General features: G+C 55.1%; 11 protein-coding genes. 7 read left to right on the forward strand and 4 right to left on the reverse strand.

Going from position 1 to position 13,880, the window contains the following annotated elements; translation table 11 throughout:
- The first annotated feature begins 22 nt into the window (after nucleotides 1-22).
- Nucleotides 23-1,975 carry an acetoacetate--CoA ligase gene (locus BLM14_RS26175; RefSeq protein ID WP_100003022.1) on the forward strand — a complete coding sequence of 651 codons (1,953 nt, stop codon included), beginning with the start codon at nucleotides 23-25 and terminating at the stop codon, nucleotides 1,973-1,975.
- Between the two features lie 266 nt (nucleotides 1,976-2,241).
- On the opposite strand, the gene BLM14_RS32815 is transcribed toward BLM14_RS26175, so the two are convergent.
- Nucleotides 2,242-2,415, reverse strand: a complete 174-nt coding sequence (locus BLM14_RS32815) for a hypothetical protein (RefSeq protein WP_157929611.1) — start codon at nucleotides 2,413-2,415, stop codon at nucleotides 2,242-2,244.
- Complete coding sequence (locus BLM14_RS26185) at nucleotides 2,412-2,591, reverse strand: MerR family DNA-binding transcriptional regulator (protein WP_100003400.1); 180 nt, start codon at nucleotides 2,589-2,591, stop codon at nucleotides 2,412-2,414. The genes BLM14_RS32815 and BLM14_RS26185 overlap by 4 nt, the downstream gene beginning before the upstream one ends.
- Before the next feature lie 248 nt (nucleotides 2,592-2,839).
- Between BLM14_RS26185 and BLM14_RS26190 the strand changes: the two genes are divergently transcribed.
- Nucleotides 2,840-4,029 (forward strand): IS3 family transposase gene (locus tag BLM14_RS26190; protein WP_100003401.1). Its coding sequence is split into 2 segments (ribosomal slippage): nucleotides 2,840-3,092 and nucleotides 3,092-4,029, totalling 1,191 coding nucleotides; the frame shifts between segments, so codons are not numbered across the junction.
- A gap of 494 nt (nucleotides 4,030-4,523) precedes the next feature.
- Here BLM14_RS26190 and BLM14_RS26200 read toward each other — a convergent pair.
- Complete coding sequence (locus tag BLM14_RS26200) at nucleotides 4,524-5,315, reverse strand: GntR family transcriptional regulator (protein WP_100003025.1); 792 nt, start codon at nucleotides 5,313-5,315, stop codon at nucleotides 4,524-4,526.
- Nucleotides 5,312-7,024 (reverse strand): glycerol-3-phosphate dehydrogenase/oxidase, encoded by a 1,713-nt coding sequence (locus BLM14_RS26205; protein ID WP_100003026.1) that lies wholly within the window; start codon nucleotides 7,022-7,024, stop codon nucleotides 5,312-5,314. The genes BLM14_RS26200 and BLM14_RS26205 overlap by 4 nt, the downstream gene beginning before the upstream one ends.
- 335 nt (nucleotides 7,025-7,359) lie before the next feature.
- On the opposite strand from BLM14_RS26205, the gene BLM14_RS26210 reads away from it, so the two are divergent.
- From BLM14_RS26210 to BLM14_RS26230, 5 genes are all read left to right on the forward strand, one after another.
- Nucleotides 7,360-8,913, forward strand: a complete 1,554-nt coding sequence (locus tag BLM14_RS26210) for an FGGY-family carbohydrate kinase (RefSeq protein ID WP_162293254.1) — start codon at nucleotides 7,360-7,362, stop codon at nucleotides 8,911-8,913.
- Nucleotides 8,913-10,688 (forward strand): thiamine pyrophosphate-binding protein, encoded by a 1,776-nt coding sequence (locus tag BLM14_RS26215; RefSeq protein WP_100003028.1) that lies wholly within the window; start codon nucleotides 8,913-8,915, stop codon nucleotides 10,686-10,688. The genes BLM14_RS26210 and BLM14_RS26215 overlap by 1 nt, the downstream gene beginning before the upstream one ends.
- 119 nt (nucleotides 10,689-10,807) lie before the next feature.
- Nucleotides 10,808-11,890: an ABC transporter ATP-binding protein gene (locus tag BLM14_RS26220; RefSeq protein WP_100003029.1), complete on the forward strand. Its 1,083-nt coding sequence runs from the start codon at nucleotides 10,808-10,810 to the stop codon at nucleotides 11,888-11,890.
- A gap of 8 nt (nucleotides 11,891-11,898) precedes the next feature.
- Complete coding sequence (locus tag BLM14_RS26225) at nucleotides 11,899-12,966, forward strand: ABC transporter ATP-binding protein (RefSeq protein ID WP_100003030.1); 1,068 nt, start codon at nucleotides 11,899-11,901, stop codon at nucleotides 12,964-12,966.
- 3 nt (nucleotides 12,967-12,969) lie between these two features.
- Entirely contained in the window at nucleotides 12,970-13,836 is an 867-nt protein-coding gene (locus BLM14_RS26230) for a carbohydrate ABC transporter permease (RefSeq protein ID WP_100003031.1), read from the forward strand.
- Nucleotides 13,837-13,880 lie beyond the last annotated feature (44 nt).

The raw sequence follows: 13,880 nt of genomic DNA on the forward strand, positions 1-13,880 counted from the left end.
CTAATTGTAGCACGGAGGAAAAATGAACAAGGAAACGTCACCCCTTTGGGTTCCCGACGCAGGAGGCGCCGCTGCTCCGATGGCTAGATTCGCTGAACTCGCGAGCAAAATCTCAAATAGGGAGCTTCTAAATTTTAAGGACATTCATTGCTGGTCAATAGAGAAACCAGAGGCGTTTTGGGCACTCGTGTGGGACTTCTGTGAAATTAAAGGCGACCGCGGCGAAAGAGTGTTGATCAATCGCGATCAGATGTTGGATGCAGCGTTCTTCCCGGACGCAACCTTAAACTTCGCAGAGAATCTTCTGTCTAGAAATGGAGGGACGGACGCTATTGTCTTTCGTGGGGAAGACAGAGTGTCGTATCGATGGTCATGGGACCACCTGCACAATATGGTATCGAAGCTACAGCAAGCGTATCGCGCCGCGGGAATTGCGCAAGGCGATCGTATCGCCGCGATGATGCCGAATATGCCGGAGACGGTTGCCTGTATGCTGGCCGCCGCCTCGATCGGTGCGATTTGGTCTTCCTGTTCTCCCGATTTCGGAGAGCAGGGCGTCATGGATCGTTTTGGACAGATTCAGCCGAAACTGTTCATCGCATGCAATAGCTACTGGTACAATGGAAAGCTACAAGATGTGGCAGAGAAGGTTGGCAACATAGCCAAGGGGCTGGGCGTCTTCACTGTTGTGGTGCCTTACGCCAACGGGCTGCTTAATAAACGTATGGAGAATGAGATCACATCGCGTTTCGATGAGTTCATCGCTCCATTCGATGCTAAAACAGTAGACTATTCCAAGCTCTCATTTTCCCATCCTTTGTTTATTCTTTATTCTTCCGGGACGACGGGAATGCCAAAATGTATCGTGCACTCTGCCGGCGGTACGCTTCTGCAACATGTAAAGGAGCACCAGCTCCACTGTAGTGTCAGGCCAGGCGACAAGCTTTTTTACTTCACTACCTGTGGTTGGATGATGTGGAATTGGCTTGTCAGCGGGCTCGCATCCGGCGCTACTCTTTGCCTTTATGATGGCTCGCCCTTCGCTCCTGACGACCAAGTTTTGTTCAATTATGCTGCAGCTGAGAAGTTTTCCATTTTCGGCACCTCAGCCAAGTATATTGACGCTCTGCGTAAGAAAGGCGTTGCGCCGATTAAGACGCACGATCTATCCAGTCTGAGGCTGATCGCTTCGACGGGATCACCGCTCTCGCCCGAGAGCTTCTCTTTCGTGTATGAATCGATCAACGCTGATGTGCCCCTGGCTTCGATGTCGGGGGGTACAGATATCGTGTCCTGCTTTGTTCTGGGAAACCCGCTGTCACCCGTGTGGCGTGGAGAAATTCAGGGGCCAGGTCTCGGTCTCGCGGTCGATGTCTGGGACGATGACGGCAAGCCGCTGAGGGGTGAAAAAGGCGAGCTAGTCTGTACAGCGGCCTTTCCATCGATGCCGCTGATGTTCTGGAACGACAAGGGCGGAGACAAGTATCGTGACGCATATTTCGGACGCTTCGACAACACATGGAGCCACGGCGACTTCGCAAAATGGACAGAGCATGACGGCCTCGTCATACATGGCCGCTCGGATGCGACACTCAATCCAGGCGGGGTACGCATCGGTACCGCCGAAATATACAACCAGGTCGAACGGTTGCCAGAGGTTGTGGAAGCAATTTGCATTGGACAGGAATGGGAAGACGACGTGCGCGTCGTCCTATTCGTGCGGCTCGAAGTTGGGAAGACGCTGACCCCCGAGTTGATTTCCAAAATAAAAAGCGCGATCGCAACCGGCGCTTCGCCAAGACATGTCCCTGCGAAAGTGATACAGGTTCCAGACATCCCCCGTACCAAGTCAGGAAAAATTGTCGAACTCGCTGTTCGAGAGGTAGTGCACGGGCGCCCAGTGAAGAATAAGGAGGCGCTCGCCAACCCGGAGGCGCTTGACCTGTTTGAACGGATCGCCGAACTGAACCAATAACCATGGCGATGAGTTGCGCCGCAAACAGTTATTTTATGAATGCATGCTATCGTTCGGAAGTTATTGCTTTTGCAGCTCGTGCTGCAGTTGGATCATCCAATCGTGCTTTAGCCAATCTGCTGATCCGCGTGGTGGCCAGCCTTCCGCGCCAATGACGATTGCAGACCGAATGGCGGGACTACCAAACGATGCCGGATCGCTGTAGCGGTTGCGCTCAAGAATCTCGATGGAAAGTTCCCGCTAAACCGGTGAGGTCTCAGTGGCACTCAACACTCCGTTCTTCGCAGCTCCACCGTCAAGCTTAGCAGCGTCGCCCGTCTACTTTGTAGATCGGCCAAGAGGGAGTCGAGTTCGCGGATCTTATCCTCCATTGAGGAGAGGAGCCTCGATTTTCTCGTGTGGTCTTGAGGCGAATCCAGGTGAGCCGCAACTTCCCTCAAGCTGAAGCCAAGACCGCGGGCTCGGTTGATGAAAGGATAATCTCCAAGGCCCGCTCGTCATAGTCGCGATAGCCGCTGCGATGTCTCGGGGGGAGCGGTAGCAGACCCTGAGCCTCGTAAAATCGAATGCGCGAAATACTAACTCCCGCCCGCGCTGCCAACAAACCGATACGCATGACCTTGACCTTAAACCTAGGTTGAAGGTGTAGGAAGATGGCTGCCCGGTCAAGGGCGAAGAGGTAACGATGCAAACTATAGTGATGATTCCCGGCCTCGACAGCGACGTGGCTGTCTGGAGGCGAACGATTACAGCGCTAAACAGCGAGGTGAACGTAAGCGCGAATTTCTGCGCACCTTCTGACCTGCCACTGCGAATTTCCTCCAGAATTGATTAGAGTCCGGCCTGATGACGAAGGACGGACGAATGAAGAAGCAGAGATTTACGGAAGAGCAGATCATCGGTGTTTTGCGGGAGCAGGAGGCTGGGACAAAGACAGCCGATCTGTGCCGCAAGCACGGTATTTCAGAAGCAACGTTTTATAATTGGAAAGCCAAATACGGCGGCATGGAAGTCTCAGAGGCGAAGCGGTTGAAAGCGCTCGAAGATGAGAACGCCAGGCTCAAGAAGCTACTCGCCGAGCAGATGCTGGATACGGCCGCGCTTCGCGAACTTCTGTCAAAAAAATGGTAGGGCCCGCCGCCAAGTGTGAAGCCGTCACGCATCTGAAGGCCGTCATGGGGCTTTCGGAACGGCGGGCCTGCCAGATTATATCCGCCGACCGTAAGACGATCCGTTACCGGTCCTGCCGACCGCCAGAGGTCGAGTTGCGGGCGAAGCTTCGCGACCTCGCAAATGAGCGAAGGCGTTTCGGATATAGGCGGCTATTCATCCTGCTTCGGCGGGACGGAGAACCGTCCGGCGTCAATCGCATCTACCGCCTTTATCGCGAGGAAGGTCTTTCCATCCGCAAGCGGAAAGCCAGGCGGCGTGCTGTCGGCACCCGTGCGCCGATCCTCGTCGAAGCGAGGGCCAATGCTCGCTGGTCGCTGGATTTCGTCCACGATCAGTTTGCCTGCGGCAGACGCTTCCGCGTTCTCAACGTCGTCGACGATGTGACGCGCGAATGCCTGGCGGCGATCCCGGACACGTCTATCTCCGGTCGCCGTGTCGCGCGAGAACTGACGACACTGATCGAACGGCGCGGCAGGCCCGGAATGATCGTCTCCGACAACGGCACCGAACTAACGTCGAATGCCATCCTTGCCTGGTCGAAGGATCACAAGGTCGAGTGGCACTACATTGCACCGGGAAAACCGATGCAGAACGGCTACGTGGAAAGTTTCAACGGTCGCATGCGAGACGAATTGCTCAATGAGAGTTTGTTCTTCGGCCTCGATCATGCCCGCAGTGCCATTACTGAATGGGCTGACGACTATAACAATTTCAGGCCGCACTCATCGCTCGGATACCAGACCCCGGCAGACTATGCCGGGACCATCGCCGCAACCGGCTCCAGCGCTGCGCAAGATGAAAGCTTCGCGTTTCCGCAGGTTGCTCACACCGCGCCATTTGGCGTATTCAAAACCCCCGAGGCTCTAGTCGCCGCTGGATGAAAGTTCAATGGCAGGTCACTGCCATCGGAGAGACTTATTGGATCGAGTTCACGCCGCCCACGGCATCGCGCGGGTCTTTTCGGTAGCTCCTGATCGCAGCGCGAACTTTCATGGGAATTTCTAACAAAATCAAAAGTCGTTTGCCGCCGATGCAGCGATTGTTCGATTCTCTTCAAGGCGGTCATTGGAAATCACTCATCCCGATATGCTTTAAAGAGTGATTGTTGAATTCTAGGAACCAATCGGATTCGATGAAAAATCTGATATTATCGGCATTTTCAAACGAAGGTTTATCAGCAGGTTGCGGCTCTGAACAAACGCCGAAATCAAGGACTTCTTGTGCTTGAATTTGTTCGTCCGCGAGTTCGATCCTGTTCGTGTCCCACGGCATTCTCAAACTTCAAATATTCGCGGTTTAACAATGCGTATAGGACTCACGGCCAACGCGTTTGATCCGAAATTGAGGATGTTTGAAAGCCTTGCTGGTTTCGATATTATTTGATTACGAAATGAAGTCTGGCACGATCGGTCCTGTAGATAGCTATGAAATATTCAATCGGGTCGTCGCCATCTCCGTAAGAGCAGGACTCAATTGAGACCAAAGGTGTATTGGCTGAAACTTGCAGCAACTGCGCTTCTTCTGCGGTTGGCGTATAGGCTTCGATCCACCTTTCAGCGCGCTTGAGGCTGATGCCATATTGTCGGCGGAGGGTTTCATAAAGTGAGCGGTTTTCGAGCGGTAGCGCTTCAATTCCTGGAACTGCACTTTGCCGCAGACTGATGCGCACGAGGGTTCTCGGTTCCCCATCGACAATCATAACGCGGTCAATCAAAACAACGCGCTCATCCCTTTCGAGCCGCAGCAGTTTGCGCGCCCGCGAGGTGGGAAGGGCTACTTCCTGGCGAATAACACGACGTGTTACCAGCTTGTTCTTGCCCATCAACTCATCGCTGAAACCAACTGTTGATCCAATAAAATCCTGTTCATCACGCCGTTCGGCGACGAAGGTCCCCTTTCCCTGATGCTTGTACACCAAACGTTCGAAGACGAGTTGCTTCAATGCTTCACGCACAACCGTTCGGGAGACATCAAATGTTTCGCAAAGCTCGGTTTCGGAAGGAAGTTTTGAGCGAGGCTCCATCCTGCCGTCTGCAATCATCTCGATTATCGAAGATTTTACCTGTGCCCATAGTGGCGTTCCGCCGTCACTTATCGGGCGGCGTTCGGGAAGGCGCCTGCTCGCCGTTTTGGTGACCAACTTTCGTTGTTTTACAGATGTATTCATATCGGCAAGGGTATCCGAACATGATGGCGCAAGCGAAGCGAGTCGATCGTCTGGCTAATTTCATACTCCATGTGAGCCGCGCGCCATTTCAATGTTGAAGCAGCTATGCCGGCGACTTCCCGGATAACCCCGTCACTTGCCTTGTTCTCAAATGCCATCAATGTCCGTCGCAAAATAATATCGGCAAGCCGGGTCACGCGTTCATTTTTAACGATCCAAACGATTTCGCCAACAAAATAGTCTGGTGCAAAGGTTAGACGCTCATGATTGCAGGCTTCAACCTCGGCAGCAATAGCTTCGGCAGTGCTGCCGTAGCGGTTGAACAGCCTAGTTGCATCATCAACCTCCATGCGGCGAGATTGTGCGAGCGCCTGGCTCCTTGTCGCCAAGTCATACGGCTTCGGCGAAAACCCTTTGCCTCCGCCAACTTCAACCTCGAGAGTGTCGTGGATCCTTAACCTGCCGCAATGTCGCAATACCACATCCGACATCTGCGCCGCGCACGCCCGATAAGTGGTCCATTTGCCCCCCACCAAACTCACGACAGCGAAAGGGCGATCGTCATCAGGGCCAAAAGTCGTCAGGAAATGATCGCGACTAATTGCACCAGTGGCTCCGCCATCATTATAGGGGAGGGGTCTAACGCCAGCATAGGAAAACACGATCTCTTGTCTTCGTGGCTCCACGCCCGGCAGCACTTGTTCCAACACCCCGAACAAGTAGTCAATCTCACTGTCGGAGCAAACCGCATTGTCTGGATCGCTGGTACGAAGGTCAGTCGTCCCGAGCAAAACACGCGCTTTATCGAGCGCATAAATCAAGCAGGCGCGATGGTCATGAGTCTCGAAATATAACATCAGACCATCCAGTTTTGCTGCGAGATCTGGTCTTTCAAGGACAACATGAGAACCCTTCGTGCCTCCCATAAGGCGACAATCGATACCAAGGCCGCGGTTAACCTGATCGACCCAAGGGCCAGCGCAATTGACGACTATTGAAGGCTGCAACCAAAATGATTGCCTGCCGATCTCATCGTAAAGTTCGACCTTGCCGTCAATCGTACTCCGCAGAGACATGTATGGTATCGCGATCGATTCAGGGCAATCGCGTTCGGCGTCCCCGGCCAGCTCGAGCGCAAGTCTTTCTGGATGTGTTACGCGCGCATCGTAGTATTCGGCAACAGCCCGCACCTTGTTTGAAAGCCGGGATAGACGTTTCCTTACTTCGCTGGATCCCACGAGCCGATGGCGCGGCATTGTCTGATTGGATCTGCCGAAGCGATCGAAAAACGAAAGTCCTAGCTTTATGACGAAGATGCCTTTGGCACCTGGCGTTTTCTTCAGCCGCAGGAATCGCAATGCTGCCGAGAATGCGCCCCCCACCCAACTGAATGCGGGCACCCATACCCGCAAGGGATGGACGAGGTGCGATGCGTTGAGAAGCAGGTGATTGCGCTCGATAACCGACTCTTTCACCAATGCGAATTCACCGGTCTCGAGATAACGCAGACCACCGTGAATAAGCCGGGATGGAGCCGCACTTGTACCAGACGCAAAGTCCCCTTTGTCGATAAGCACTGCTGGACAGCCTTGCAGCGCCAGATCACGGTACAGCCCCAGTCCATTAACTCCGCCACCGACAATTAAGATATTGCCTGAGCGACCCTGTATTGCATTCAATCGCTCAAGAACATCAGCTCTGGTTCGCATTGCTACGCCCTCCCTCGGGTCCAACTCCGCCGTTCAATGGCAAGTCGGTTGCGTAGACTTATAATTACAAGTCAGAGTTTTGGAAAGCGGCTCTCGAATGTGAAGAGCACGAAAATTTGTCAAAAATGCCAATGGGATCGAGAAAACCATCGATTCTTTCAGAAACTGAAATGGGTGATTGACTATTATAAAAGTTTGGATAGGCTAACTCATAATAATAAGTTGTCGTGATCCAAAGTGCGAATTTTGGCAGTGCTCAGAGGAGTGGGCGAGTAAAGCGGCAAGAGGGAGGAGAAATGCGTGAGCGCCTCATCGGCATAGACGCCGGCGGGACAATGACGAAGGTTGCCCTGTTCGATCCTTTCGGAAACGAACTGGCATGCGAGCGTCGCCCGAACCAAATGTTGTTTCCCAAAGCGGGCTGGACCGAACGCGACGCCGACGCCATGTGGCAGGCGACGTGCCAGGCGATCCGAAGCGTGATGGAGAGGACCGGCACTGCGCCGGAGCAAATCATTGCGATCACACCGTCAGGATTTGGAGCAGGTGTTTTCATCGTCGACAAGGAAGGACGGCCGGTGCGCAACGGCGTTGTTTCCACGGATTCCCGCAGCGCTGCCCTAATCGATGAATGGTGGAAGACAGGTCTGTCGAAGGATCTTTCGACACACATACAACAGCGGATATGGCCCGGACAGACCTTGGCTCTGCTGGCATGGTTCTCGCGATTTGAACCACAGACACTCCACCGCGCCGCGCACGTCCTTCTATGCAAGGACTTTTTGAGGATGCGGCTGTGCAACGATATTTCCACAGATGCAACGGACGGCGGCTGTGCCGGTATTATTGATGTCAATACCGGTACAATTGCGAGCACCGCGCTTGAACAGCTCGGCCTCGGCGAGTGGATCGGTAAGCTGCCGCCAGTTTTGCCATCGACAGATATTGCCGCAGGTCTGAGCGAAGCCGCCTCACAACAGACTGGGTTGATTGCCGGTACGCCCGTGGCGCGCGGCGTTTACGATGTAGTGGGCTGCGCACTTGCGTCAGGGGTCACAGCTCCCAACCAACTGGCCGTTGTGGCGGGAACGTTCAGTATCAACTCCACACTACATTATCGCCCAACCTTGAACCCGCTACCGACTATTCAAGCGGCCTACCCGGTTGCCAGAACTTATCTTGCGACATCAGCCACGCCCACATCGGCCAGCAACCTGGAATGGATGTGTAAGACGATGCTTTCAGCAGAGGGTGATCGCGCCTTGCAGGAAGGCAAATCCATTTATGATGTTTGCAACGCATTAGTTGATATCGCCCTTAAGAAGGACAACGATATTTTGTTTTTCCCTTTCCTTTTTGGCGGTCCTCAAGGTGCTCCGGGAGGCTTTCTCGGTCTGACGGCTGACAACGATCTAGGTGACGTAATGCGAGCCGTCTATGAAGGCATTGTCTTTGCGCACAAGTACGACCTCGAGACCCACCTGAAAGGACCTGATGCGGCCATCCCCGACGTCGTGCGGCTTGCTGGAGGACCGTCGCGGAGCAACGTGTGGGCGCAGATGTTTGCGGACGGCTTAAATCTTCCCGTCGAGATAGCCAACGGTACGGAATTCGGTGCCAAGGGTGCTGCCATATGCGGCGCTGTTGCAAGCGGGCTTTATGCGGACATTGAAACGGCAATCGAGAAAATGGTCGTGGTCGAACGGCGCTTTGATCCCATTACCGAGAGGGTCGCTGCGATTGAAGAAAAGTATTCCACCTACAAGCAAACGGTTACCAGCATCGCTGCCATCTGGAACAAGCCGACAAGAAGCAAAACGTCGCTCCCACCGGGCAGTCAATGCGCCTTGGCAAACGAACACACACAAACACGCAGGGAAGAATTGTAATGGCTCATATAGGGGATCTGGTATCGGAAATGCTGGCGCAATATGGCGTGGAGCTCATATTCGGCATGCCCGGCGGCCAGACGACAGCGTTGCATGACGGCATCTCTCGCCGTACCGACCGAATTCGTCATATCTTGATGCGCGATGAGCGCAATGCGGCCTACGCCGCCGACGCTTATGCGCGGTTGACCGGGAAGCCCGGTGTTTGCGATGTCACAGTTGGCCCGGGAGCCAATCTGCTCTCCGCCGGATTTGTAGAAGCCTTGAATGCCTCCATTCCGATGATTGGCATTGTCGGTGAATTGCCGCTCGACTGGCTGCCGCTTAAGGACAAAGGAATTGCCTCCCAAGGCTTTGACCAGCTGACTTTCTTCAAATCCATTTCGAAGGAAGCTTGGCTGGTTCCATCCGTGGCAGCGCTGCCCGAACTGATCCGGACAGCGTTTCGCACAGCCACGTCGCCGCGCCAAGGTCCGGTTGCGTTGATTATTCCACACGACATTTTTGATGCCGAATGGGATGAAGAGAAAATCAAGATTGCAATCGACGATCGAGCGATCCGTGCGCCCTACCTGCGCTCGGCGCCGCCTGCGGGTCCGATCGAAGAGGCTATCAGCCTTATTCGCAGGGCCAAACGTCCGGCACTGGTGTGCGGCGGAGGCGTACATGGATCGGACGCAACCATGGATGTTGGTGTTTTCGCAGAAAAGCTCCAGGGCCTTGTAGTCACCAGTTTGACGGGCCGCGGCGCCGTGGCGGAGACGCTGCCATACGCCGCTGGCGCATTGAATCCGCTTGGTTCCTGGGCAGCTATCGAGCTGATCAAAGAGGCTGATCTTGTGATCTGGTGCGGCTCCAAAGCAAGCCAGAATACCGCGATGAATTGGACATTGCCTCTTCCGGAACAGGCTACAATTACAATCGATGCTGACCCATTGGAGCATGGACGAACGTTCCGTCCGACAGTCCCGCTGTTCGGCGATGTCCGCGAGACGCTCAGTCTGTTGAACGCTGCGCTCGATGATCAGTCGCATCCTCAATGGATCGAGCGGATTAGCGCGGTAAAGGCGGAAGGCGAAGAACAAAAACGCATCGAGATTGCTAGCGACCAAGTTCCGATCTCGCCGCCACGTGCAATGTTCGAGCTGGCCAAACGACTTGGTGAAGACGATATCGTGATTTCTGATGCCAGCTTCTCTGCGGGATGGATTGCCAATTTTCTCCCGGCCAAAAAGGCGGGCCGTAGCTTCCTTTATGCACGCGGACAAGGTGGACTGGGATATTCGACGCCCGCGGCCGTTGGTGCAGCTGCCACACGCCCTGGTGTCCGTGTCGTCACCGTGGCCGGAGATGGAGGGTTTTCCTACACGATCGGCGAATTGGCGAGCCAGCTGCAACACAAGCAACGGGTCGTGAACATTGTCCTGAACAATGGTCGGCTCGGTTGGATTCAGCTGTGGCAGGATATTTTCTTCAAGAACGTTCAATCTGCACTATTGGAGAACCAAAGCTGCAAGCCTGGATTTGCGGCTGCAGCGCAGGGTTTAGGTCTCGAAGGCTTTTACGTCGAAACACCCGACCAGATCGGGCCGGCGCTGGACAAGGCTTTCGCTTGCGATGGACCATCCGTCGTTGAAATTCGCATCGATGATCTTGCAACGCCCATCCACAGTTTCAAACGACGGATGAAGGAGGGAGCAAGCGAACCACGGCCCCGGCCCGGAACCGTCTACAAGCTGAGAGACTGGAAGATATCGCCAGGCTTGGAAGAGTAAGCATGGCCGGCGATCCAAAGTCTGGAGGGGCTTAAGGATTCACCGCATTCAGATCTCTTGTGGAGGTCGGACATATCAAATGAACAAGGTCATGATGAAAGCATTTGGGAGGAGTAAGAATGTTGGAACTGCGGAATGTATCCAAGGTGGTGGGTGGCAAGCCCCATCTCAGCGATATTTCGCTCAACTTGGAACATGCAACGCTGAATGTCCTGCTCGGGCCCACCCTGTCCGGCAAGACAAGCCTCATGCGCATCATGGCCGGGCTGGATGTGCCGACTTCCGGTTCTATATGGTTTGACGGCAAGGATGTGACGGGTGTTCCGGTGCAGAAGCGTTCAGTCGCCATGGTCTACCAGCAGTTCATCAATTATCCGGCCTTCACGGTCTATGAGAACATTGCTTCGCCGATGCGCGTGGCCGGCGCCGACAAAACGACGATCGATCGCGAAGTGCGCAAGGCCGCCGAAATGCTGAAGCTCACGCCTTTTCTCGACCGTACGCCGCTCAACCTTTCGGGCGGCCAGCAGCAGCGCACTGCACTCGCCCGCGCTATTGTAAAGAATGCCAAGCTGGTGCTGCTCGATGAGCCGCTGGCCAACCTCGACTATAAGCTGCGCGAGGAACTGCGGCAGGAATTGCCGAGGATATTCGCCGAGTCCGGCACGATCTTCGTCTATGCCACCACTGAACCCCACGAAGCTCTGCTGCTGGGCGGCAATACCGCGACCCTCGCCGAAGGCCGCATCACCCAGTTCGGGCCGACCATCGACGTGTTCCGCAAGCCGGATGACCTGATCACGGCGCAGACTTTTGCCGATCCGCCGCTCAACACCATTGCGCTGGCGAAGTTCGGCAAGGCATTCCAGCTGGAGGGCGGCGTCACGCTGCCAGTACCGGCGCATCTCGCCGAATTCGCCGATGGCACCTATACGATCGGCTTCCAGCCGCATCATATCAACACCGTCCGCAGCAATGCCGATGAGATTGGCTTGAGAGCAAGCGTTACCGCCACCGAAATTACCGGCTCGGAAAGCTTCGTGCATCTCTCCTTTGCCGATGCGCGCTGGACGATGCTTACGCACGGCATCCACATCTACACGCCCGACGAGGAGATCGACATCTTCATCGATCCACGCAATCTGATGATTTTCGACATGAGCGGCAATTCCGTCAGCCGCCGCCAGAAGCTGGCGGCATAGGGGGAACCATGGCACGCATCGACCTCAACCATATTCGCCACGCCTACGGCCCCAATCCGAAATCGGACAAGGACTATGCGTTGAAGGAAGTCCACCACAGCTGGGAAGACGGCGGCGCCTATGCTCTGCTCGGTCCATCCGGCTGCGGCAAGACCTCACTTCTCAACATTATCTCCGGGCTGATTCACCCGTCGCACGGTCAGTTGTTATTCGACGGCCAGGATGTGACCAACCTTTCTACCCAGGAACGCAACATCGCGCAGGTGTTCCAGTTCCCGGTCATCTACGACACGATGACGGTCTACGATAATCTTGCCTTTCCCTTGCGCAATCGCGGCGTGGCCGAGGCCGAAATCGACCGCAAAGTGCGCGAGACGCTGGACATGATCGATCTGGCCAGCTGGGCCAACAAGAAGGCACGCGGCCTCACCGCCGACCAGAAACAAAAGATTTCGCTCGGCCGCGGCCTGGTTCGTTCCGATGTCAACGCCATTCTCTTCGACGAGCCGCTGACGGTCATCGATCCCCACATGAAGTGGGTGCTGCGCTCGCAGTTGAAACAGCTGCACCAGCGCTTCGGCTACACCATGGTCTATGTAACGCACGATCAGACGGAAGCGCTGACCTTCGCCCAGAAGGTCGTGGTCATGTATGACGGCGAGATCGTGCAGATTGGCACGCCGGAAGAACTGTTTGAGCGGCCGAAGCACACATTCGTTGGCTATTTTATCGGCTCGCCCGGGATGAATGTCATGCCGGTGAAGCTTTCCGGCGGGACCGCTCAGATCGGCAGCCATCAGATCCAGCTGCCAGCGCCAGTGATGCCCGCCGCGGCAAAGACGGTCGAACTCGGCATTCGCCCGGAATATGTACGGCTCGGGCGTGCGGGGATGCCGGTGAAAATTGCCAAGGTCGAGGATATCGGCCGCCACAAGATCGTCCGCACCCGGCTCGAAAATCAGGACATCGCTATCATTGTCGGTGAGGGCGAGGATATTCCGGCCGAGCCGCATATCGCCTTCGATCCGAAGGGCATCAATATCTATGCCGATAGCTGGCGCGTGGGAGGAAACTGAACCATGGAAAAAACCTGGAACAACAAAGCCTGGTTCATGGTGCTGCCGGTGCTGCTGCTCGTGGCCTTTTCAGCCGTTATCCCGCTGATGACCGTCGTCAATTATTCGGTGCAGGACACATTCGGCAACAACCAGTTTTTCTGGGCCGGAACCGAATGGTTTGACGAAATCCTCCACTCCGAGCGGTTTCATGCATCGCTCGGGCGCAATCTCATCTTCTCCTTCATCATCCTTGCGATCGAGATTCCGCTGGGTATCATCATTGCGCTCAATATGCCGCGCAAGGGCTGGGGCGTTCCCGTTTGCCTCGTGCTGATGGCACTGCCGCTGCTTATCCCGTGGAATGTGGTCGGTACGATCTGGCAGCTCCTGTGCCGATCTGACATTGGATTGTTGGGCTACTCCTTGGCGAAAATGGGCATTGCCTATAATTATGCTGCCGATCCTGTCGCGGCCTGGTTTACGATTGTAATCATGGATATCTGGCATTGGACGAGCCTCGTTGTGCTGCTGTGCTATGCCGGTCTCGTGTCCATTCCCGATGCCTTCTATCAGGCGGCAAAGATCGATGGTGCCTCGCGCTGGGCGGTGTTCCGTTATATCCAGCTGCCGAAGATGAACCGCGTGCTTCTGATCGCTGTACTTCTGCGCTTCATGGATAGTTTCATGATCTACACCGAACCCTTCGTCGTCACTGGCGGTGGCCCCGGCAGTTCGACGACGTTCCTGTCGATCGATCTCGTCAAGATGGCGGTCGGCCAGTTCGATCTTGGGCCTGCCGCGGCCATGTCGATCGTCTACTTCCTGATCATTCTCTTGCTGTCATGGGTCTTCTACACCGTCATGACCAATTACGATGCGGAGCGCTGACATGAATGTTAACGACGCGAGCCTTCCACGGACATCCAGGCATG

Source organism: Phyllobacterium zundukense, from assembly GCF_002764115.1.
Taxonomy (GTDB): Bacteria; Pseudomonadota; Alphaproteobacteria; order Rhizobiales; family Rhizobiaceae; genus Phyllobacterium; species Phyllobacterium zundukense.